We start from the raw sequence: 21,629 nt of genomic DNA, 5'->3' as shown, positions 1-21,629 counted from the left end.
TATGGCACGCATAAATGGAGGTTAAACTTCTTCCGTATCTACAATTAAATCACTTGTAATTGATTCCAATGCTTCAATAACTTCGTCTTTATCCATACCATTTGGCAAAGTAACGGTAGCAACAGCGCTAAAAATAGGCACTCCCCAATTAGGTGCACTTTGTTGTCTTGAATTTAAGTGAGTAATATTCGCGCCTTTATGACGTATTACACTTGCCAGTTCTTGAACAATACCAGGACGGTCGTTACCTGTTATAACTAGATTAATTTGCTCTAGTGTTGATGGTTCAATCTCTGTGTTTCCGGTTTCAATACGAACGTCTAACTTAGGTAACTTATTTAAAGCACTTTGTAATGATTGAAAATGCTCCTCAGCAACTTCAAGTTGAATAATACCTGCAAAATGACCTAATAAATGGCTTAAGTTACTACTAAGCCAGTTGCCATGATTTTGTAATACGACTGATGAGATGCTCTCTACTAAACCAGGGCGATCTTTCCCTAAAATAGTTATAACCAACTGCTTCATAAATAATTCTCTTTTTAAGCCCAAAGAAAGTAAATGCATAGGCATTAAGTATGTTGTCTAATTTAAATTGTGTGTTGTTGCACTTTTTATAAATCTTTGATTATAAATTAAAAAAAATGAATATAGTTGTGTTGACTATACGCAGTATTAATAGTCATTATTATTTACTAAGTACTCTTTTAGTATTGACCTCGATAAATACTTTGTCCAATTATTTTATAATTTAGTTCACTTATAAATCACCTATTTGAAGCTAATTTAGACTTTTCCCTCGTTAGTTTTATTTAAAGCTGTTTTAGAGTGCTTATTATTACTGCTGTAACATTACTGTCATCTTGATGAAATATAATTTATGCAACGTTAAGATTTAAGGGTGTTTTGATGACTTCAAATCCGAATAAGCCGACTTTTAATACGGATCGAAGCCGTCTATTTAAAGATCGGTTTGCCAAGTTTGGCATAACCGCAGGTGGGATAATGGTATTGGTAGCACTGCTATTAATATTCTTTTACCTTCTTTATGTAGTACAGCCAATTTTTGAATCAGCAAAAGTAGAAAAACGCGATAGCTTTCATGTTGCTAATTCACAGCAAATAGCAGGCTTAGGTGTAGAAGAGCAAACTGAAGTTGCTTATTTACTCAGTCAGCAAGGTCAGGTTGATTTTTACAGTGTTGAGTCAGGTAGTTTTGGTAAAAAACTCAAAACACTTAATGCAGATTTACCAAGTGATGCAACAAGCTTTGCAACAAGCGCGCCTTTTCAAGGGCATTATGCGTTTGGTTTAGAAGATGGCACCGTAATGGTTGTTGCACCTAAATTTTTAGTTACCTTTCCAAACAACGAGCGTAAATTAACACCTCGCTTAGGTTTTCCTCTAGGGGAAATGGCTTTAGAAGTAGATGAACAAGGTGCAGCTATTAAACGCTTTGCATTTAGTCACTATGAAGACAAAACAGCGGTTGTAGCTCTTACAGAAGACAAGCGTGTATTATTTAGCAGCTTTATTGCTGAAGAGAATATGTTTACCGGTGAAGTAGAGTGGGTTGTTGAGCGTACAGAACTTGATGTTAATGGGCGTGTAGACGAGTTATTAATGTCGCCAGATACAACACGTACTTTTGTACGTTCTGCTAATCAAGTCTATGTATACGATACGCGTGACCCAAGTGATGTAGAGCAAATTCAGTTGCTTTCGGCTAACGAAGAAAATGCAAATATTGTATCTGCACAACTGCTAGCGGGCGCAAATTCACTCATGCTTGCTAATGATAACGGTGAGGTTTCGCAGTGGTTTGAAGTAAACACTGACACAGGCCGTGAATATCAAAAAATTCGCTCATTTGAAACAACTAAGCAAAGTAAATTAAATGTATTTACTGAGTTTTACCGTCGTACTTTTTTTACTACCGGCAATAATGGTGAGCTAGGCGTGTACTACACAACCAGCGAAGCAAAACTTTGGCAGGGGAAAGTAAGTGAAGGCGCAATAGAAAACTTTGCAATTGCACCACGTTCAAATGCTGCGTTAATTTTAGCGGATAATAAGCTAACAGTATTAGACATTCATAACGAGCACCCAGAAGTTACTTGGTCAGCACTTTGGCAAGAAGTGTGGTACGAAGGTTACCCAGAGCCAGGTTATATTTGGCAGTCAACATCAGCCAGTGACGACTTTGAATCTAAGTTTTCACTTGTGCCAATTTCGTTCGGTACATTAAAAGCAGCACTTTATGCGATGTTGTTTGCTGTACCAATCGCGCTTTCGGCGGCTATTTACACGGCATACTTTATGTCGAGCAAATTACGTAAAGTGGTTAAGCCTACCGTTGAAATAATGGAAGCATTACCAACCGTTATTTTAGGTTTTTTAGCGGGTCTTTGGTTAGCCCCATTAATAGAAGAGCACTTACCTGCCATTGTTGGGTTACTCATATTATTACCTTTAGGTATGTTAGCGACAGGTTTAGCCTGGACTAAATTACCAACAAAAATACGCCATAGAATTCCTGATGGTTCGCATTCAATCATCCTTATTCCGGTCGTTTTACTTATTGGTTGGTTTTCGTTTGCTATGAGCGAATTTGTTGAACTTTGGATGTTTGACGGCAATGTACGTCAGTACTTAACAAATGAGCTAGGTATGACATTCGATCAACGTAACTCGCTTGTTGTAGGTATTGCGATGGGTTTTGCGGTTATTCCTACTATATTCTCAATTGCAGAAGACGCGGTATTTAGTGTTCCAAAGCATTTATCAAATGGCTCATTAGCATTAGGTGCAACGCAGTGGCAAACACTAATACGTGTTGTATTACTAACAGCAAGCCCAGGTATTTTCTCTGCGGTAATGATGGGACTTGGCCGAGCAGTTGGTGAAACCATGATTGTACTTATGGCAACCGGTAATACACCGATTATGGATTGGAGCATTTTCCAAGGTATGCGTACGCTTGCAGCAAATATTGCAGTTGAAATGCCAGAGTCAGAAGTAGGTAGTTCGCACTATAGAATATTATTCTTAGCAGCCTTTGTATTATTCATATTCACATTCATTTTTAACACAGTCGCTGAGTTTGTTCGCCAGCAACTGCGTGAAAAATACAGCTCAATGTAAGCGGAGAGACATGACATGGTAAAGCAGTGGTTTAAGTCTGGTTCTCCTTGGATTTGGATGACCGGTGGTGCAGTGAGCATCAGTTTGATTTCAGTTTTAGGCTTATTAGCAATGATAGCCTGGAAAGGGTTAAGCTTTTTCTGGCCTTCAGAAGTTGTACAGTTTGAACTTGAAGGGTCGATTGCAAAGCAAACCGTTATTGGCGAAGTTTATGACCGTGAATTAGTACCAAAAACGCGTTTAGCCGCGACAGGTATTGATGTTAGCGGGTTTGAAAAAGAAGAAATAGAGCGCTTACTTATTAAAACAGGTAACCGCGAATATGTAGATTTAGATTTTCGTTGGATATTAGAAACCGACATAACAAATAAAACAGCACCAGCGGCGCTTGCAGTATTTGAGCGTAGTAAAAACGGTAACTTTTATGGTTATGTGCAAAACGTTATTAAAGACGGTCAACCGGTTAATGGCGATAAAATAGAAGCACTACATGAGCTTGTTGAGCGTGCAGTTGATTTAAATGACGAAGCACTTGATTTGCAAAATGGCGACATTGGGCATATTAACTACGCACTTGAACGCTTACGTTTAAAAGAAAAAGGCTACTTACTTGATAACGCTCTCACTGATGAGCGTGTTGCTGAGCTTGCTCAAGCACGTGCTGAATTACGTGCAGAGTATGGTGTACTTGAAAAAGATTTATTTGCACTACGCAAACAAGCTAAACGTGACCACGTAACTGTAAAAGATATGCGCGGTGAAGTTGTTACAATTCCTATGTATCAAGTACTTGATGTTTGGTTTCCAAACGATATGGGCTTTTTTGCAAAGCTAGGCCACTACTTTGTGCAACTAGGTAAGTTTGTATCCGATGATCCACGTGAAGCAAATACAGAAGGCGGTGTTTTCCCTGCTATATTTGGTACTGTATTTATGGTTATGCTGATGGCTGTAATTGTGACGCCGTTTGGCGTTGTTGCTGCAATTTACTTACACGAGTACGCCGCAAAAAATGCAATCACTAAAATGATTCGTATCGCAGTGATTAACTTGGCCGGTGTTCCTTCAATTGTATACGGTGTATTTGGCCTCGGCTTTTTTGTATACATGTTAGGTGGTAGCTTAGACCAATTATTTTACCCAGAATCGTCGCCAACGCCAGTATTTGGTACGCCAGGTGTAATGTGGTCTGCATTAACGCTCGCCATACTAACGCTGCCAGTTGTTATTGTATCGACTGAAGAAGGTTTATCTCGTATTCCAAGTACCGTACGTGATGGTTCACTAGCGCTTGGCGCAACAAAAGTTGAAACGTTATGGCGCATAATTATTCCAATGGCAAGCCCTGCAATTATGACAGGTTTAATACTGGCAGTTGCACGTGCTGCAGGTGAAGTTGCACCGTTAATGCTAGTAGGCGTTGTAAAAATGGCCCCTACATTACCACTTGATGGCAACTTCCCGTATTTTCACTTAGATAGAAAGTTCATGCACTTAGGCTTTCATATATACGATGTTGGCTTCCAAAGCCCTAATGTTGAAGCGGCACGCCCGCTGGTATACGCAACGGCCTTTTTATTGGTGTCGGTGATTATTACCCTAAACATAACGGCCATTGGTATACGTAACCATTTACGTGAAAAGTACAGATCGCTTGAACACTAATTAGTAAAGATTTTATAGGTAACAAAAATGATTACAGTCGCTCCAAAAGTAAACCAAGCTAATATAGGCCAGAAGTTAGACCTAGAAAATTTAACGGATGACCAAAAAGCGCTAGAGATTAAAGATCTCGATCTTTACTACGGTGATAAGCAAGCGCTTAATAAAGTAAATATGAACATTCCAAAAGGCCAAGTAACTGCGTTTATTGGACCATCGGGCTGTGGTAAATCAACTCTATTACGTTGTATTAACCGCATGAACGATTTGGTTGATATTTGTCGTATTGAAGGTGAAATATTACTTCACGGTCAAAATATTTACGATAAGAGCGTAGATGTAGCAGCACTTCGTCGTAATGTAGGTATGGTGTTTCAGCGTCCTAACCCATTTCCTAAATCAATTTATGAAAATGTGGTTTATGGCCTACGCTTACAAGGCATTAAAGAGAAGCGTAAGTTAGACGAAGTGGTAGAGCAATCACTTCGTGGTGCTGCTTTATGGGATGAAGTAAAAGATAGATTACACGATAGCGCGTTTGGCTTATCGGGTGGTCAGCAACAGCGTTTAGTTATTGCTCGCTCAATTGCAATTGAGCCAGAAGTTCTTTTATTAGATGAACCTACATCAGCACTTGACCCTATTTCTACTTTGGTAATTGAAGAGCTAATAAACGATTTAAAAAACCAATTTACCGTTGTTATTGTTACACATAACATGCAACAAGCAGCACGTGTATCTGATCAAACAGCCTTTATGTATATGGGCGAATTGATTGAGTACTCAGACACAAATACCTTATTTACTACACCAACGAAGAAAAAGACCGAAGATTATATTACCGGTCGTTACGGTTAATTAGCTCGTTGTAGCGTGTTGTGCAAGATTAAGAGAGAAGGTAACTATGGAACATAATATTAATAAACATATTTCTGGGCGTTTTAACCAAGAACTAGAAAATGTACGTAATCATGTATTAAGTATGGGTGGCTTAGTTGAGCAGCAGTTAAATAGTGCGCTTGATGCGGTGAGTCGTAACGATGCAGAGCTTGCTCAAAAGGTACGTCAGAACGATTATAAAGTGAATGCAATGGAAGTAAGCATTGATGAAGAGTGTACGCGTATTATTGCTCGTCGTCAGCCTGCAGCAAGTGACCTGCGTTTAGTGATTGCAATTGCTAAAACAATCGCCGATTTAGAACGTATTGGCGATGAAGCTGAGCGAATTGCTAAAGTTGCACTAGACTCATTTACCAAAGATCAGCAAGATTTATTAGTAAATATTGAAAATATGGGCCGCCAGGTTTTAAAAATGCTACACGACGTACTAGATGCATTTGCCCGTATGGATGTGCAACGTGCATTTCAAGTACATAAAGAAGATGCAAAGGTTGACCGCGAATATGAAGCCATCACACGTCAAATAATGACTTACATGATGGAAGATCCACGCTCAATACCTAAAATCATGGACTTAGTCTGGTCTGTTCGCTCATTAGAGCGTATTGGTGATCGCTGTCAGAACATTGCTGAATACATTATTTATTTTGTTAATGGCAAAGATATTCGCCATACATCTCAAGAAGATATAGAAAAATCACTATGATTTTTTACCCATCATGCTTTTCTATTAAAGCGGCTTAGTGTCGCTTTGTGTATTGCAAGCTTTAGTGAAGTAATAAAAAGCGTTCACAATCTTGGTTAATACTGTAAAATTCATGCTGCAAAGCATATCAATTTGATTAAAGGGTCAGTTATGCCTACAAACGCGTTTTTAGGAGTATTTGCAAAATCTCCTATCAAACCAATGGAAGAACACATCAAGAAGGTTCATCAAGCAAGTAAAGCTTTGATACCTTTTTTTAATCACGTATTTAAAGAAGAGTGGGTACAAGCAGAAGAGCTTCGCATCACTATTCGCAATTTAGAACGTGAAGCTGATGATATGAAAAGAGATATACGTTTACAATTACCGCGTGGTTTATTCATGCCGGTAGAGCGTACAGATCTTCTCGAACTAGTAACTCAACAAGATAAAATTGCCAATAAAGCAAAAGATATTGCAGGGCGAGTGATTGGTCGTGAAATGACCATTCCAAAAGTTATGCAAGCTGATTTCTTAGCTTACTTAACCCGTTGTGTAGATGCGACTAAACAAGCATCTAAAGCAATTAACGAATTAGAAGAATTGCTAGAAACGGGTTTTAAAGGTCGAGAAGTCACCTTAGTAGAAAAAATGTTAGTTGAATTGGATGCCATAGAACAAGACACGGACGAAATGCAGATAAAAGTACGCCGCCAGCTACGTGATGTAGAGGGTGAGTTAAATCCAATTGATGTTATGTTTTTGTACAAAATCATTGAATGGGTTGGCGAGCTTGCAGATATTGCAGAGCGCGTAGGATCACGTCTTGAGCTGATGTTAGCTCGTTAATTTAAAATCAGTTCAAACACGAAAGATTAAGGTTTTACAATGGATATCATTGCATCTTACGGCACGGTATTAATTTTAATTGCCGCAGCAGTCGGCTTTTTTATGGCTTATGGTATTGGCGCGAACGACGTAGCGAACGCCATGGGCACATCTGTAGGTTCAAAAGCGCTAACAATCAAACAAGCTATTTTTATAGCGATGATTTTTGAATTTGCAGGCGCTTACTTAGCAGGTGGTGAGGTTACATCAACAATTCGTAAAGGAATTATCGATGCCGCACCATTTGCAGACATTCCTGAACTTATGGTTCTGGGTATGATTTCGTCTTTATTTGCAGCGGGTGCTTGGTTATTAATGGCCTCGTTCTTGGGTTGGCCAGTATCAACGACTCACTCAATCATTGGTGCAATCATTGGTTTTGCGTTAGTTGCTGTTGGTACTGAGGCGATTCAATGGGATAAAGTAGGTGGTATTGTTGGTAGTTGGATTATAACGCCCGCCATATCAGGCTTTATTGCATACTTAATATTTATGAGTGCACAAAAACTTATTTTTAATACAGATGCACCACTAAAAAATGCTAAACGCTATGTACCACTTTATATGGGTTTAGCAGGTTTTATAATGGCCTTGGTTACAATTAAAAAAGGCTTAAAGCATGTTGGTGTTGATTTAGGTGCAGCCGAAGGGTACGCCTTAGCAATAGCTGTAGCAGTTGTCGTTGCTATAATTGGTAAAATTGCTATTTCTCGTTTAAATATCGATCCAAAAGCAGATAAACAAATGCAATTCAACAATGTTGAAAAAGTGTTTGCTGTTCTTATGGTATTAACAGCATGTTGTATGGCCTTTGCACATGGTTCTAACGATGTTGCTAATGCAATCGGTCCACTAGCTGCTGTTGTAAACATTGTTGAAAACAATGGTGAAATTGCTAAAAAAGCGGCTATTGCTTGGTGGATTCTACCTCTAGGTGGTTTTGGTATTGTTGCGGGTCTTGCTATTTTGGGCAAAAAAGTAATTAAAACGATTGGTGAAGGCATTACACATTTAACGCCTAGCCGTGGTTTTGCTGCTGAACTAGCCGCTGCTTCTACCGTTGTTATTGCATCAGGTACTGGTATGCCAATCTCTACTACTCAAACCTTAGTGGGTGCGGTATTAGGTGTAGGTATGGCACGTGGAATTGGTGCACTTAACATGGGTGTTATCAGAAACATTGTAGTTTCTTGGGTAATTACATTGCCAGTTGGCGCTGCCCTTGCTATTGTTATTTTCTACGTACTAAGAACCGCATTTGGGGTTTAACAAAAAAGTACTCAAAGACTTTTAGCTTGAAAAGATCTCAATGCCCTAGGTGTTGGGGTCTTTTTATTTGTGGAAAGAAAAAATGACCAATCTTCCAAGTATCAAACAGCTACAGTATTTATTAGCTGTTCATCAACATCAGCACTTTGGCAGAGCTGCCAGTGCCTGTTTTATAGGGCAATCTACTTTAAGCAGTGCTATTCAAAATCTTGAAGAAACGTTGGGTTGCCAGCTTATTGAACGCGAAAATCGCAGCCTTATGTTTACCAGTATTGGTGAAGAAGTTGTTGAGCGCTCTCGTAAAATAATTAACGATACAATTAGTTTAAAAGAGCTCACTAAAAGCTTTTTAACACCGCTGAGTGGTAAATTAACAGTGGGTGTTATACCTACAATTGCTAGCTTTATAGCGGCTCCTCTGTATCACTTTTGTAAAGAAACCTTTTGTGATTTAGAGTTGGTATTAATAGAAGATACGAGTGATAAGCTACTGGATAAACTTGAGCATGGGCATATTGATTTAGCGCTACTTGCACTGCCATACGAAACCGATAAATTTCATACACAAGTATTGGCAAAAGATCAGTTTAGTTTAGTGCACCATAAGGACTACAGCGCTGCAAAGGGCGTAGTCGACTTTAATCTATTACCAGAGGCTAGCGTATTCTTACTCGAGCGTGAGCACTGTATGACAGGCCATGCGCTTAGTGCATGTCATTTAAACCGTGCTAGTTGTATTAACCCATTTGAAGCAGCAAGCTTGCATACATTATTGAGTATGGTTGAGCATCAGCTCGGGGTGACTTTTTTACCACAAATGGCGATTAACGCCGGAATTTTAGATAATAAAAATATGGTGGCAACACCATCACAAAGCGATGCATATAGAGATATTGGCATATTGTGGCGGAAAACTACGGGGCGGATCCGCGACTTTAAGTTATTTAGTCAACAGCTTGAGATATTTTTAAAGCGCCAATGTAGTTTAGATTTTTCTAAATAAGAATAGGAAATGAATGAAAGCAGCTTATAAAGGCTGCTTTTGATTTTTAAGATGGCTTTCAAAAGGCTCAAGTTCGGGTAAAAATAGTAAATAAATCCATACCACTAAGTTAAAGTAAGGCACGCAGCCTAATACAGTAAAAACCTTAACTGGGTAGCCTTTAATATTTGCGTAACGATAACACTGATACGCGATTGCAAAATGTATAATCAGTAATAACATAACTAGCTGTGTCATACCTTTCTCCTTAAAAGCTTAAATAGCTTTGAAACCCACTATAAATATCAGTACTATGCCGCCAAAAGGTAATGTCATGTTTTTAAAGTGAAATGCATTAAAATGCACGACATTTCTTATTTGATACTGAAAGTATAGGCAAGAAAGGTAATATTGGTAGTAACAAATTGTTTAATTTTGTTTATTTTGGGCTAGCTTGTTGTTGGTAAAACGTTTTATTTTTTGAAATTTTTTCAAGTTCATCTTTTACTTTTTCAACAGGTACTGGGCGTGCAATAAAGTAGCCTTGTCCATAATCAACACCTATCTCTTTTAGTGCAAAAAATATCTCTTCGTTTTCGACGTACTCAGCTACAGAACGCTTATCGAGAGACCGACTAATATCATTTATTGCTTTTACTAACGCTAAGTCTATAGGGTCATTAAGCATGTCGCTTACAAATGAGCCATCAATTTTTACATGCTGTGCTGGAAGCTGCTTTAAATAGTTAAATGTACTAAAGCCAGTTCCAAAATCGTCAATAGAAAAATGACAGCCTAAGCTATTAAGCTTCTCGATCATTTTACGAGTCGCTTTTAAATTGTTAATACTTGCTGATTCAGTTATTTCAAAAATTATCCGCGAAGGGGGCACGTTATACTTTTCAAGATTTGATTCAATTAATGGCAGTAAGCGTTCATCTAAAAATGATTGTGCTGACAAATTGATAGCAACTTGGTTTAACTCTGGGTGCTTAGACACACAAGCAATGGCATTACGTATAACGCATTGATCCATCAAAAATGTGTCGTTAAGCATCTCTAAAGAGGGAATAAATTGATTTGGGTATACAAGTTCACCTTTGAGTTTTAAGCGTAAGAGCGCTTCAAAATAAGCAACTTTACACTCTTTAAAATCCCAAATAGGTTGGTAATGCAGTTCAATATTATCTTGCTGCAGTGCTTGTCGAATTTCGTGACCCCATTCAAGCCCAGTTTGAAGCGTATTGTTTTGAGCGTCCTCTTTTGAGTAGCAATGTACTAAGTTACGCCCTAAATTTTTGGCAATATACAAAGCAATATCGGCTTGTTTTAAACATTCATTAGGATCATTGTTTTGTGTCGTAATTTGAGTTAAACCGATAGAGCAGCTAATTGTGTATATCTGATTTTCTGATTTAAAAGCATGTTTTTCTATTGCGCTGCACACACCTTCAGCAATAAGGTGTGCATCCAGTAAATTCATATCGGTAAGTATGACTGCAAACTCATCGCCGCCTATTCGGCACACCAAATGGTCTTCGCCAATATTTGCTTTAAATAATTGCGCCACTTCTTTTAATACTATGTCACCTTGGTGGTGACCTTTGCTGTCGTTTATTATTTTAAAGTGATCGAGGTCAATATAAATAACAGCATGCTCTATGCCATCATACGTGTATTTATCTTGGCATATTTTATTAAGCTGTTGATCAAAGTAATAACGGTTATGTAAACCAGTTAATGGGTCATGGTGTGCTAAATGACGTAGTTGGATCTCTGCTTGTTTACGTTCGTGTATGTTGTCGATAGTGGCGGTTATGGTCGCGTTATTACGACTATTTTTGATTAGCTGTAATCTGCATTCGACCCAAATTAAATTGCCATTTTTATGGGTGAGCTTTACTTCTATTTGTTGCTGTTGCTCGCCACCATGTAAAATGTCATTAATAGTATAATTTAGTCTTCCTTTATCTTCGTTATTACAATAAGCGCTTAGTGGGGTTTGTAGTGATGATTTAACACCAAAACCGCTTAATGTCTCCCATGCAGGGTTAATAAAACGAATATGCCCTTGCTGATCAAGCTCTAAAACAACCGTATTTAAATGCAATAAAATACGCTGATGAGCCGAAAATAACTCTTTGTAACGCACTTCGCTCACGCTTAGCTGCTCTACTTTGTAAGCAAACTCAGCATAACTCACCATAAAATCTTCACGTCGTGCGGCGTGGTCACACACTTTATTTAAAAATGAAGGGTCGTATGGGGCTCTAATAAAATCGGTAACACCAGACAGCAAAAGCTGCTCAGCGTAATCAGCATCATCACTTTCTATAATCGTAACAATAGCTTGTTTAGAATTGTGCTGTAGGATTTCTTCAACGAGTACACTTGAGCTCTCTACACTTGATGTAGTGGCATCGAGTAGCACAATTGAAAACTGCTGTTGGTTGTAAGCGTTTAGTGCTGCTTTAGCTGAGGTAACGTGAGTAATAGCAAAGTTTAACTTTAACTGTTCACTTATTTTGTCGGCCGTATTTTGAAGTGGCTCTAATAGCAATAAATTTAGCCGGCTACTTTTTTCAAGGTGAGTAGATAAAACATTCGCAAGCACTTGAGGGAGCATATCTTTGTGCTCAAATGGCAGTACAGCATCTATTCCGTAGCTTCGGGCTGTTGTTTCGGCAATACGCTCACAGTAAATTGGCGGAATAAGTAAAATTGGGGTGTTTTTTGGTGTTTTTAATAATCCTGAGCGGATCATCCTCGAAAAGCGCCAGCCGTCAATTTTCCCAACATTAATGCCCGTTATTATAATATCAACAGGGTGTTGTTTTAAAAGCTTTAAAGCTTGTTGGCTATCTTGCGCATCAATAAAGGTAAATACATTTAAGCTATCTAAAGTGCCCTTAATCGCGCGACGTTCAGCACTACTTGCGTTTAATATTAGCAATTTAAGCTGGTTTGGCACGTGTTGAACACCCCTAATGTAACTTATAATAATTCAGCCGAACAAGAATAGTGACATTTAACCATAAGAACAAGAAAATTTAATGATAAACACGCAAACAAGATATTATAAGTTTGGCTGATTTCTTGAGCTTAATATCCGATACATATACACTTGGCGCGATTTTAAATGATGTGGATTACTAATTATGCGCGTGGCTGACTTTAGCTTTGACTTACCTGATGAATTAATAGCTCGTTTTCCTAAAGCGGACAGAACTAGCAGCCGTTTACTTACTTTAGATGGCCCAAGCGGAACTCTAGAACATAAAGTGTTTAGCGACATACTTGATTTAGTAAACGAAGGCGATTTGTTAGTCTTTAACAATACACGCGTTATTCCAGCACGTATGTTTGGTCAAAAAGCCTCTGGCGGCAAAGTTGAAGTGCTTGTAGAGCGAGTGCTAGATGAACATCGCGTACTTGCGCACGTACGCGCGAGCAAGTCGCTTAAGGTTGGTAACGAAGTTATTCTTGAAGGCAAAGCCAAGGCAATAATGGTTGCACGCCACGATACATTATTTGAGCTTGAGTTTGATCATAGCCAAAACGTGCTAGATATACTTAATGATATTGGTCATATGCCACTGCCTCCTTATATTGACCGACCTGATACCGAAGCTGATCGCGAGCGTTACCAAACTGTTTATGGAGAAAAGCCAGGTGCAGTTGCTGCGCCAACAGCGGGCTTACATTTTGACGATAAGTTAATGACGGCACTAAAAGATAAAGGTGTAAACATGGCTTTTGTTACTTTGCACGTTGGCGCCGGTACTTTTCAGCCAGTACGAGTGGATAGTGTTGATGAGCATGTAATGCATTCCGAGTACATTGAAGTACCCGATGATGTAGTTGCTGCCGTTGCACAAACCAAAGCAAGTGGCGGGCGCGTAATTGCGGTTGGCACAACATCAGTACGCTCATTAGAGTCGGCAGCTAAAGTTCACGGCGGCAAATTAGATACGTATTTTGGTGATACCGATATATTTATTTTTCCAGGTTACCAATTTAATGTTGTTGACGCCATGGTCACTAATTTTCACTTACCAGAATCAACGCTTATAATGCTAGTCAGTGCTTTTAGCGGACAAGACAATATTATGGGTGCATACAATACGGCAATTGAACAAAAATACCGATTTTTTAGTTACGGTGATGCGATGTTTTTAACACGTAAGTAACCATTTATTATTTAATACTCAGTAAAAAACACTAAAAACCCCAGCAACGAAGCTGGGGTTTTTGTTTAGCATAATAAGCAAAACTGAATTTATCGCAGCTAATAGTATTAATGAGGCAAAAAGGGTAGAATCGAGCGGTTAAATTATAGCTTGTTGGACTGTTTTTCTGACATTGAGGATGATATGAAATTTGAATTAGATTGTACTGACGGAAAAGCGCGCCGCGGCCGCTTAATTTTTGACCGTGGTGTAATAGAAACACCTGCATTTATGCCTGTTGGTACTTACGGTACTGTAAAAGGTATGACGCCAGATGAAGTAAAAGCCACTGGTGCGCAAATATGTTTAGGTAATACCTTTCATTTAATGCTTCGTCCAGGTACTGAAATCATTAAGCAACATGGTGATTTACACGACTTTATGAATTGGGATTTCCCAATTTTAACTGACTCAGGCGGCTTTCAAGTCTTTAGCTTAGGCGCAATGCGTAAAATCACTGAAGAAGGCGTGTTGTTTCAATCTCCAGTAAATGGTGATGAAATTATGATGTCGCCTGAAAAGTCGATGGAAGTACAGCGCGACTTAGGCTCAGACATCGTTATGATTTTTGACGAGTGTACGCCATACCCAGCAACTGAAAAAGAAGCTAAAGATTCTATGGAGTTATCTCTTCGTTGGGCTAAGCGTTCAAAAGAAGGGCATGGCGACAATCCATCTGCTTTGTTTGGTATTATTCAAGGTGGTATGTACCCAGAATTACGTGCACAATCGCAAGCAGGCTTAGAAGAAATTGGCTTTGATGGCTATGCATTAGGTGGTCTATCAGTAGGCGAGCCTAAAAACGAAATGATGAATATTCTTGATCATTGTGCGTTTAAAATGCCAGAAGACAAACCACGCTACCTTATGGGTGTAGGCAAGCCAGAGGATTTAGTTGAGTCTGTTCGCCGTGGTATTGATATGTTTGACTGTGTTATGCCAACACGTAATGCGCGTAACGGCCATTTATTCATTACCACGGGTGTCGTTAAAATACGTAACGCAGTACATAAAACAGACACAGGGCCACTTGACCCTGAGTGTGATTGCCATACGTGTGGAAACTATTCACGAGCTTATTTGCATCACCTTGATAAATGTAACGAAATTTTAGGTGCGCGACTAAACACAATTCATAACTTACGTTACTATCAACGTGTTATGGAAGGTTTACGTAATGCAATTAGCGAAGGTAAATTAGAAGAATTTGTACAAGATTTTTATGCTCGCCGAGGCCAAGACGTGCCAGAGCTAGTAGATATAAAAAATTAAACTTTAAAATTAAAGAGGAAGTATCATGAGTTTATTTATTTCAAATGCACACGCAGCAGCTGGTCAACCTGCGGCAAGCGGTGGTTGGGAAATGCTAATAATGTTAGCTATTTTCGGTTTGGTTTTTTACTTTTTAATCTACCGCCCGCAAGCTAAGCGCGTTAAAGAGCACAAAAGCTTAATGAGTATGATGGCTAAAGGCGATGAAGTACTTACCCAAGGCGGTTTAGTGGGTAAAATTGTGAAGATTTCTGAAGAGAAAGATTTCATCGTTATCTCTTTAAACGAGCAGGCAGAAGTAACAGTACAAAAATCTGCAGTATCTGCAGTATTGCCAAAAGGCACAATGAAGTCGCTATAAAAATAATAAGGACGACCCCGTGTTAAACAAGTTTCCAGTTTGGAAGTATTTACTTGTTTTAGCTGTGGTAGCCATTGGCCTTTTATATGCCTCTCCAAACTTGTATGGTCGCGATCCGGCTATACAAGTTTCAGGTGCTAAAGGCGCTGATGTCGATCTCAGTGTTGTAGACAAAGTAAACGCAATCCTTGAAAAAAATAATGTAACCGCTAAATCGACAATACTTGAAGATGGGCAAATTTTAGTTCGTTTAAAAAATGTTGAAGAACAGCTTAAAGCGCATGACTTACTGCGTGATTCGCTGAGCGACGATTACATTTCTGCTATTAATATGGCACCTGCTCAACCAGCTTGGTTAAAAGCGGTTGGTGGTAACCCTATGAAGCTAGGTCTTGATTTAAGTGGTGGCGTACATTTCACCATGGAAATCGACATGGCAACAGCGGTTGATAACCAGCTTGAGCAAATGGAACAAGATTTTCGTAGCGACCTGCGCGAAGAAAAACTACGTTACCGTAGTGTTCGCCGCGTAGCAGGCTCCGATCGTATGCGTGTAGAAATGCGTACTGAAGAAGACAAAAATGCAGCAGAGAGCTTCTTAGAAACTCGCTACCCGCTAAATGTCTACATTGATGACAGCAGTAACGATAAAGCATTTTTTGCGACAATGAGTGAGCAAAAACTCAAAGAAATTCGTGACTACGCTATCAAGCAAAATGAAACGATTATTCGTAACCGTATCAACCAAATTGGTGTTGCAGAACCTAACGTACAACGCCAAGGCGCTGAGCGTATTATTGTTCAACTACCAGGTATTCAAGACACAGCACGCGCTAAAGAAATTTTAGGCGCAACAGCAACACTTGAATTTCGCGAAGTAGACGAAAACGCTGATATTAGCGCTGCTGCTCAAGGTCGTATCCCTGCGGGTACTGAAATGATCATGAGCCGCGACGGTTACCCTGTTGTACTTAAAAAGCGTATTATTCTAGAAGGCAGCCATATAACTGGCGCGCAATCTGGCGCTGATGAATACCAACGCCCGCAAGTGAGTATTACGCTAGATAGCAAAGGTGGGGCAAAAATGAATGCCTTTACCAAGCGTGCTATTGGTAAGCGTATGGCTACGGTATTTATTGAGTACAAGCCATCAGGTAAAAAAGATGCAGACGGTAAAGCGCTTCCGCCTATTAAGGTTGAAGAAGTTATTAACGTAGCAACAATTCAAGCACGTCTTGATCGCTCGTTCCGTATTACAGGTATCGATAACCCAGCTGAAGCACATAACTTAAGTTTGCTACTTCGTGCAGGTGCGCTTGTAGCACCAATTCAAATTGTTGAAGAGCGCACTGTAGGTCCAAGTTTAGGTCAAGAAAATATTGAAGCGGGTATGACTGCGGTTGCACTTGGTTTTGCGTTTGTACTTGTGTTTATGCTTGTGTACTACAAAGGCTTTGGTATGGTTGCAAACCTTGCGCTTGCGGCTAACTTAGTACTGATTGTTGGTGTTATGTCTTTAATTCCAGGCGCGACACTTACGCTACCTGGTATTGCAGGTATTGTATTAACCGTAGGTATGGCAGTTGATGCTAACGTACTTATTTTTGAACGTATTCGTGAAGAGCTGGCCGATGGCCGCAGCCCTCAACAAGCGATTCATTTCGGTTACGATAGCGCATTTAGCACTATATTTGATGCTAACATCACCACGTTAATCGCTGCCATTATACTGTTTGCAGTAGGCACAGGTCCGATTGCGGGCTTTGCAGTGACACTTGCGATTGGTATTTTAACTTCAATGTTTACAGCCATTGTTGGTACCCGTGCGGTAATCAACTTATTTGTTGGTGGTAAACGCATTGATAAACTTTCGATTTAAGGAGCTGACATGCAAATTTTAAGTTTGGGTAGTAGAACCCTTCGTTTCATGTCTCTTCGTAAAGTGGCTATGGGTTTTTCGACGTTATTAATTTTAGCGTCGTTTGCATCAGTTTTTGTTAAAGGTCTAAATTTTGGTTTAGATTTTACCGGCGGTACTGCGGTAGAAGTTGGTTTTTCACAGCCAGCAGACCTTAAAAAAGTACGTGCTGCGCTAGCTGATAATGGTTTTGCTGATGCATCAGTACAACTATTTGGTTCAAGCCAAGAGATTTTAGTTCGTTTAGCACCGCGCGGTAGTGATGTTAAAGCTGAAGTAATTGGTAACCAAGTAATCGATGCGCTTAAAAAAGCTGATGACAGCGTAGTAATGCGCCGTATTGAGTTTGTGGGCCCAAGTGTAGGTGAAGACTTAAAAGAGCAGGGTGGCCTTGCCATGTTAACTGCACTTATTTGTATCTTAATCTACGTTGCATTTCGTTTTGAATGGCGCTTTGCAGTGGGTGCGGTAGGTGCACTACTACACGATGTTATTATTACTGTGGGTTTATTTTCGATATTAGGTTTAGAGTTTGATTTAACTATACTAGCGGCAATTCTTGCGGTAATAGGTTATTCACTTAACGATACGATTGTTGTATCTGACCGTATTCGTGAAAACTTCCGTAAAGTGCGCATTGACGATACTGTAGAAATTATTGATATTTCACTTACGCAAACACTTAACCGTACACTTGTAACTTCAATCACCACTATTTTAGTATTGATTGCTTTGTTTGCATGGGGCGGACAAACCATTCATGGCTTTGCAACTGCATTGCTGTTTGGTGTGTTTATTGGTACTTATTCTTCGATTTATGTTGCGAGCTCTGTTGCTATAGCAATGGGCGTAAGCAAAGAAGACTTAATACCAGAAGTAATTGAAAAAGAAGGTGCAGACCTAGACGCAATGCCGTAGTAGAGTCTCATTAAATAAAAACCGCTCCTATGAGCGGTTTTTTTATACCTGCAATTTACGAATTTCTCAGGCGTCTAAGTTTTCATTAGCGGATGTAACAGTGCAAGCTTACGAAAACAGTGCTAACTTTGTAGTGTGAATCGGTAGGACCTTTTTGCAATAATATATAAATCGCCATAGGTTAAGTCACCGGCCACTGAGGCTAAAATAAGCCAAGTGTTATCGCTCTAGTTATCTATTTATTCATGTGCTCAAGAAATGCTTTAGAAGTGTTTAGCCTTTCAGCCAATAATAGGTAATTTAAACAAAGCAGGTAATTATTATGTTACCAATAAAAGTTTCTATCAGTGTATTTAGTTTGTTCGTAAGTTTTGCACTCATGGCGCAAGAGCAAATAATTAATGTTGCTCAAAAGCAAGATACCCAAAACGCACGAGAAGAATACCTCAATGAGTTATTAGTACGTGCACTTGAAAGTGTTAACTACTCCGGTGTTATCCGAATGACCCCCATATCAGAACTGCAAAAGCGTAAGTTAATAAACCTAGATGATAACGAATTAGATATGTATTGGAGTATGAGTAGTCCAGAGCGAGAGGCGCTTGCTTTGGCGATAAAAATACCACTATTTAAAGGCTATATAGGTAAGCGAGCTTTATTAACTAATAAGCAAAATTTGGCGCGCTTTAAAAAGGTAAAAAATATTGAGCAGCTAGCTACGTTTTCGGCTGTACAAGGGCACAACTGGTCAGATACAAGAATAATGTCCTATAACGGATTACATGTAAGACCGCTTACTAACTACCAAGCCATGTTCACTTTAACGAGCCGTGGACGAATAGATTACTTTCCTCGTTCGTTTATTGAGGTTAACTCTGAGCTTATTGAAAACAAACAAAGTAATTTAGTAATCGTGCCTAATTTATACATAAGTTATCCAACCGGTATTTATTACTTTGTGACTAAGAGTAAACCTGAATTAGCAAAGGCTGTTGAAGAGGGATTAATAGTGATGCAGGAAAGCGGTGAATTTGACGCATTATTTAATGAATACTTCGCAAAGGATTTAAATACACTACCTTATACAAAAGGCAAAACGATAGAGATTAAGCTCGATAACCCTTATTTTTAGGCACAAAAAAAGGAGCCTGAGCTCCTTTTTAGCATGCTATTAATAGCATCAAATTAGCGAAGTAACGACTCAGTTAATACTGGACGAATTTCACGAATAATTGCTTGAGTCAATTTTGGTGAACCACAGATAATATTGCCGCTGTGGTTATAGTTATTACCACCAGCGAAATCTACAACCATACCGCCCGCTTCTTTAACCATAAGTTCGCCTGCAGCAGAGTTCCAAGGTTTTAAACCAATTTCAAAAAATCCATCAACACGACCAGCTGCAACGTATGCCATATCTAAAGCAGAACAACCTGCACGGCGAATGTCTGCAGTGTGTACAAACAATGCTTTAAACGCTTCAGTGTATGCATCCATGTGGTTTTTGTTTTTGAAAGGGAAACCAGTAGCAAGTACAGTGCCTGCAAGAACCGTAGTTTTGCTAACACGTAGACGTTTACTGTTTAACTGAGTGCCTTGACCGCGAGATGCAGTGAAAAGCTCACCACGAATTGGATCATAAATAACAGCTTGGTCTAAACGACCTTTAACTTTAAGTGCGATAGAAACCGCGTAATGAGGGATACCTTTGATGAAGTTAGTTGTTCCATCGATAGGATCTACAATCCATTGGTAATCATCATCCTTGCCTTTATGCTCACCTAATTCTTCACCAACAATAGAGTGAGTAGGGTAAGACTGTAAAATAGTGTCACGAATTACGGCTTCGGCTTCTTTATCAATGTTAGTTACTAAGTCGTTAGCGCCTTTTTGTTGCACTTCAACTTTTGATAAATCTTCACTTGCGCGAAGTAAAATTTTGCCTGCGTTGCGCGCAGCGCGAACCGCAATGTTTAACATTGGATGCATGGTATTACCTTTGGGTTGTAAAAGAACGTTTATATATTTCAGCCGGCGTATTTTAGCGACTTTTGACATAAAGTAAACAATAAACCCCAAATACTTATGTTTGTTTTTTATACAAGATTGAAAAGTGTCTATATTTTTAAAAAATAATAATGAGCAATTAATAAGTCACTATGTTCCTTTGTGTGTTAATTAAATTGAATTAATTTTAAATAACGCTTTACCTAAAGTTAGCTTGAGGTTTTATCGTGCCCCTAACTTAATTGATAGGACAACATTATGTATTTAGAGCACGTAAACTTAGTCGCGAGTGATATAGATAGTATGCTTAAATTTTATCGCGCTGTATTTCCACATTGGTCGATTAGAAGTGAGGGCAGAGGCGATTGGCATGGAAAACCAAGACGCTGGGTACACTTTGGAGATGACACGCATTACATTGCGATAAGCAGCCATGGTGAGGGTGAAAACAGAAACTTATCGGGCCATCAAATTGGTTTTGCACACTTTGCTTATGTAACTAATAATTTAAGCGCAGTAGTAATGCGCTTAAATAAAGTGGGTTTTACAGTAAGCAAGCAAGGTAGCGAGAATCCTTTCAGAAAGAATGTCTACTTTATTGATCCTGCAGGGTTTGAAGTTGAGTTTGTAGAGTATTTAAGTGATATACCAAGCGAGCGAAATAACGATTTATAATAAAATACTAAGCAGCACGCTAAAGTGCTGCTACTCAATTATAGTTAGCGGCTATTACTACCCGTGCCAAACTGGGTTTTTAGCTCATTTGCAAAGCTCATAAATTTTTCTTTAATTGTGCGCTTTATTTTTACTTCAACCGATCCCATAACTGCCTTTCCTTCAATATGAATAGTAGGACCTTGGCGTTTGTTAAGCGACACAGATTTATTTTCAAGACTACTTAAAATACAAAACATTTTAGACACTACATTTACATGCTCTGGTACGTAAATCTCATCGCTACCAAAAATACAGTTAACGTGAATAGTTACATTTTGATGCGCAAAAATGGCATCAGTAAAATCAAGTACCACCGATCCCATAAAGTTACTTAAATATATATTTTTTGGGACAACCCACTGACCGCTTCGTTCGTTAGAGCCTAAAATACTGCGTAATGTAAAGTCATCATCACTGTTCTGCTGTGCGCTATAATGTGGTTTAAATTGCGATTGTTTTTCTGCTTTATATTGCTGATCGGTATTAAGTGTTAAGTCTTCTACTAAGGCTAGCAGTGCTTCGTTATTAGGTGCATCCATCGCGCTATCGAGTCGTCTCTCAAATGCATCAACAGAAATAACCCCATGACTGTAATTATAAATTAATTGATCAATTACTTGTTCGCGTACTTGCTCTATCGGGCGGTCTTCAACTTTTACAGACATGGGGCATTCCTT

At 39.1% G+C, this 21,629-nt stretch carries 19 protein-coding genes; 14 read left to right on the top strand and 5 right to left on the bottom strand.

Annotation, left to right across the window (positions count from 1 at the left end; all coding sequences use genetic code 11):
• Nucleotides 1-21 precede the first annotated feature (21 nt).
• Nucleotides 22-528 carry a glycine cleavage system transcriptional repressor gene (locus AAEY68_RS02330; protein WP_007586460.1) on the bottom strand — a complete coding sequence of 169 codons (507 nt, stop codon included), beginning with the start codon at nucleotides 526-528 and terminating at the stop codon, nucleotides 22-24.
• Nucleotides 529-909: 381 nt separating this feature from the next.
• Here AAEY68_RS02330 and AAEY68_RS02325 point away from each other — a divergent pair, with 381 nt between their 5' ends.
• From AAEY68_RS02325 to AAEY68_RS02295, 7 genes are all read left to right on the top strand, one after another.
• Entirely contained in the window at nucleotides 910-3,144 is a 2,235-nt protein-coding gene (locus tag AAEY68_RS02325; RefSeq protein WP_024592495.1) for an ABC transporter permease subunit, read from the top strand.
• Between the two features lie 15 nt (nucleotides 3,145-3,159).
• Nucleotides 3,160-4,809: a phosphate ABC transporter permease PstA gene (pstA, locus tag AAEY68_RS02320; RefSeq protein ID WP_007586463.1), complete on the top strand. Its 1,650-nt coding sequence runs from the start codon at nucleotides 3,160-3,162 to the stop codon at nucleotides 4,807-4,809.
• Between the two features lie 27 nt (nucleotides 4,810-4,836).
• The gene (gene pstB, locus AAEY68_RS02315) at nucleotides 4,837-5,664 is read left to right on the top strand and encodes a phosphate ABC transporter ATP-binding protein PstB (protein WP_007586464.1); all 828 of its coding nucleotides are present in this window, start codon (nucleotides 4,837-4,839) and stop codon (nucleotides 5,662-5,664) included.
• Nucleotides 5,665-5,710: 46 nt separating this feature from the next.
• Nucleotides 5,711-6,412 carry a phosphate signaling complex protein PhoU gene (gene phoU / locus AAEY68_RS02310; protein ID WP_007586465.1) on the top strand — a complete coding sequence of 234 codons (702 nt, stop codon included), beginning with the start codon at nucleotides 5,711-5,713 and terminating at the stop codon, nucleotides 6,410-6,412.
• Between the two features lie 150 nt (nucleotides 6,413-6,562).
• Nucleotides 6,563-7,240, top strand: a complete 678-nt coding sequence (locus AAEY68_RS02305; protein WP_002957838.1) for a TIGR00153 family protein — start codon at nucleotides 6,563-6,565, stop codon at nucleotides 7,238-7,240.
• A 39-nt stretch (nucleotides 7,241-7,279) separates the two neighbouring features.
• The gene (locus AAEY68_RS02300; protein ID WP_007586466.1) at nucleotides 7,280-8,548 is read left to right on the top strand and encodes an inorganic phosphate transporter; all 1,269 of its coding nucleotides are present in this window, start codon (nucleotides 7,280-7,282) and stop codon (nucleotides 8,546-8,548) included.
• 82 nt (nucleotides 8,549-8,630) lie between these two features.
• On the top strand, nucleotides 8,631-9,551 hold the full coding sequence (locus tag AAEY68_RS02295; protein ID WP_007586467.1) for a hydrogen peroxide-inducible genes activator: 921 nt from the start codon (nucleotides 8,631-8,633) through the stop codon (nucleotides 9,549-9,551).
• A 24-nt stretch (nucleotides 9,552-9,575) separates the two neighbouring features.
• Here the strand turns inward: AAEY68_RS02295 and AAEY68_RS02290 are convergent, their stop codons facing one another.
• Both AAEY68_RS02290 and AAEY68_RS02285 read right to left on the bottom strand, forming a co-directional pair.
• On the bottom strand, nucleotides 9,576-9,788 hold the full coding sequence (locus AAEY68_RS02290) for a hypothetical protein (protein ID WP_024592496.1): 213 nt from the start codon (nucleotides 9,786-9,788) through the stop codon (nucleotides 9,576-9,578).
• A gap of 181 nt (nucleotides 9,789-9,969) precedes the next feature.
• Nucleotides 9,970-12,501: a two-component system response regulator gene (locus tag AAEY68_RS02285; RefSeq protein ID WP_024592497.1), complete on the bottom strand. Its 2,532-nt coding sequence runs from the start codon at nucleotides 12,499-12,501 to the stop codon at nucleotides 9,970-9,972.
• 187 nt (nucleotides 12,502-12,688) lie between these two features.
• Here AAEY68_RS02285 and queA point away from each other — a divergent pair, with 187 nt between their 5' ends.
• The 6 genes from queA to AAEY68_RS02255 all read left to right on the top strand — a co-directional run bounded on the left by queA (nucleotide 12,689) and on the right by AAEY68_RS02255 (nucleotide 19,360).
• Nucleotides 12,689-13,720 (top strand): tRNA preQ1(34) S-adenosylmethionine ribosyltransferase-isomerase QueA, encoded by a 1,032-nt coding sequence (gene queA / locus AAEY68_RS02280; protein WP_010554380.1) that lies wholly within the window; start codon nucleotides 12,689-12,691, stop codon nucleotides 13,718-13,720.
• Between the two features lie 183 nt (nucleotides 13,721-13,903).
• A complete protein-coding gene (gene tgt, locus AAEY68_RS02275) occupies nucleotides 13,904-15,031 on the top strand; it encodes a tRNA guanosine(34) transglycosylase Tgt (protein WP_007586471.1) in 1,128 nt (375 codons plus the stop codon).
• A 25-nt stretch (nucleotides 15,032-15,056) separates the two neighbouring features.
• The gene (gene yajC, locus AAEY68_RS02270) at nucleotides 15,057-15,392 is read left to right on the top strand and encodes a preprotein translocase subunit YajC (protein WP_007586472.1); all 336 of its coding nucleotides are present in this window, start codon (nucleotides 15,057-15,059) and stop codon (nucleotides 15,390-15,392) included.
• 19 nt (nucleotides 15,393-15,411) lie between these two features.
• Nucleotides 15,412-17,271, top strand: a complete 1,860-nt coding sequence (gene secD / locus AAEY68_RS02265) for a protein translocase subunit SecD (protein ID WP_007586473.1) — start codon at nucleotides 15,412-15,414, stop codon at nucleotides 17,269-17,271.
• 9 nt (nucleotides 17,272-17,280) lie between these two features.
• Nucleotides 17,281-18,228, top strand: coding sequence for a protein translocase subunit SecF (gene secF, locus AAEY68_RS02260; protein WP_007586474.1), 948 nt, complete (start codon nucleotides 17,281-17,283; stop codon nucleotides 18,226-18,228).
• A gap of 322 nt (nucleotides 18,229-18,550) precedes the next feature.
• The gene (locus tag AAEY68_RS02255; RefSeq protein ID WP_024592499.1) at nucleotides 18,551-19,360 is read left to right on the top strand and encodes a substrate-binding periplasmic protein; all 810 of its coding nucleotides are present in this window, start codon (nucleotides 18,551-18,553) and stop codon (nucleotides 19,358-19,360) included.
• Nucleotides 19,361-19,413: 53 nt separating this feature from the next.
• Here AAEY68_RS02255 and suhB read toward each other — a convergent pair whose 3' ends face one another.
• Nucleotides 19,414-20,217: an inositol-1-monophosphatase gene (gene suhB, locus AAEY68_RS02250; protein ID WP_002957826.1), complete on the bottom strand. Its 804-nt coding sequence runs from the start codon at nucleotides 20,215-20,217 to the stop codon at nucleotides 19,414-19,416.
• A gap of 276 nt (nucleotides 20,218-20,493) precedes the next feature.
• Here suhB and AAEY68_RS02245 point away from each other — a divergent pair, with 276 nt between their 5' ends.
• Nucleotides 20,494-20,910 (top strand): VOC family protein, encoded by a 417-nt coding sequence (locus AAEY68_RS02245; protein ID WP_024590597.1) that lies wholly within the window; start codon nucleotides 20,494-20,496, stop codon nucleotides 20,908-20,910.
• Between the two features lie 44 nt (nucleotides 20,911-20,954).
• Here AAEY68_RS02245 and AAEY68_RS02240 read toward each other — a convergent pair whose 3' ends face one another.
• Nucleotides 20,955-21,617, bottom strand: coding sequence for a LiaF domain-containing protein (locus AAEY68_RS02240; protein ID WP_029751117.1), 663 nt, complete (start codon nucleotides 21,615-21,617; stop codon nucleotides 20,955-20,957).
• Nucleotides 21,618-21,629: the final 12 nt, after the last annotated feature.

Source organism: Pseudoalteromonas sp. RB2-MNA-CIBAN-0110, from assembly GCF_040309305.1.
Classification (GTDB): Bacteria; Pseudomonadota; Gammaproteobacteria; order Enterobacterales; family Alteromonadaceae; genus Pseudoalteromonas; species Pseudoalteromonas arctica.
Note: the sequence above shows the minus strand (reverse complement) of the source record. Positions and strands in the feature narration are given on the sequence as shown.

What these genes read in the sequence shown, in the direction of transcription:
- queA (WP_010554380.1), top strand. Translation starts at nt 12,689, where the DNA reads ATGCGCGTGGCTGACTTTAGCTTTGACTTACCTGATGAATTAATAGCT.
- AAEY68_RS02300 (WP_007586466.1), top strand. Translation starts at nt 7,280, where the DNA reads ATGGATATCATTGCATCTTACGGCACGGTATTAATTTTAATTGCCGCA.
- AAEY68_RS02330 (WP_007586460.1), bottom strand. Translation starts at nt 528, where the DNA reads ATGAAGCAGTTGGTTATAACTATTTTAGGGAAAGATCGCCCTGGTTTA.
- AAEY68_RS02305 (WP_002957838.1), top strand. Translation starts at nt 6,563, where the DNA reads ATGCCTACAAACGCGTTTTTAGGAGTATTTGCAAAATCTCCTATCAAA.
- secF (WP_007586474.1), top strand. Translation starts at nt 17,281, where the DNA reads ATGCAAATTTTAAGTTTGGGTAGTAGAACCCTTCGTTTCATGTCTCTT.
- AAEY68_RS02290 (WP_024592496.1), bottom strand. Translation starts at nt 9,788, where the DNA reads ATGACACAGCTAGTTATGTTATTACTGATTATACATTTTGCAATCGCG.
- yajC (WP_007586472.1), top strand. Translation starts at nt 15,057, where the DNA reads ATGAGTTTATTTATTTCAAATGCACACGCAGCAGCTGGTCAACCTGCG.
- AAEY68_RS02245 (WP_024590597.1), top strand. Translation starts at nt 20,494, where the DNA reads ATGTATTTAGAGCACGTAAACTTAGTCGCGAGTGATATAGATAGTATG.
- AAEY68_RS02255 (WP_024592499.1), top strand. Translation starts at nt 18,551, where the DNA reads ATGTTACCAATAAAAGTTTCTATCAGTGTATTTAGTTTGTTCGTAAGT.
- phoU (WP_007586465.1), top strand. Translation starts at nt 5,711, where the DNA reads ATGGAACATAATATTAATAAACATATTTCTGGGCGTTTTAACCAAGAA.
- AAEY68_RS02240 (WP_029751117.1), bottom strand. Translation starts at nt 21,617, where the DNA reads ATGTCTGTAAAAGTTGAAGACCGCCCGATAGAGCAAGTACGCGAACAA.
- suhB (WP_002957826.1), bottom strand. Translation starts at nt 20,217, where the DNA reads ATGCATCCAATGTTAAACATTGCGGTTCGCGCTGCGCGCAACGCAGGC.
- tgt (WP_007586471.1), top strand. Translation starts at nt 13,904, where the DNA reads ATGAAATTTGAATTAGATTGTACTGACGGAAAAGCGCGCCGCGGCCGC.
- pstA (WP_007586463.1), top strand. Translation starts at nt 3,160, where the DNA reads ATGGTAAAGCAGTGGTTTAAGTCTGGTTCTCCTTGGATTTGGATGACC.
- pstB (WP_007586464.1), top strand. Translation starts at nt 4,837, where the DNA reads ATGATTACAGTCGCTCCAAAAGTAAACCAAGCTAATATAGGCCAGAAG.
- AAEY68_RS02325 (WP_024592495.1), top strand. Translation starts at nt 910, where the DNA reads ATGACTTCAAATCCGAATAAGCCGACTTTTAATACGGATCGAAGCCGT.
- AAEY68_RS02295 (WP_007586467.1), top strand. Translation starts at nt 8,631, where the DNA reads ATGACCAATCTTCCAAGTATCAAACAGCTACAGTATTTATTAGCTGTT.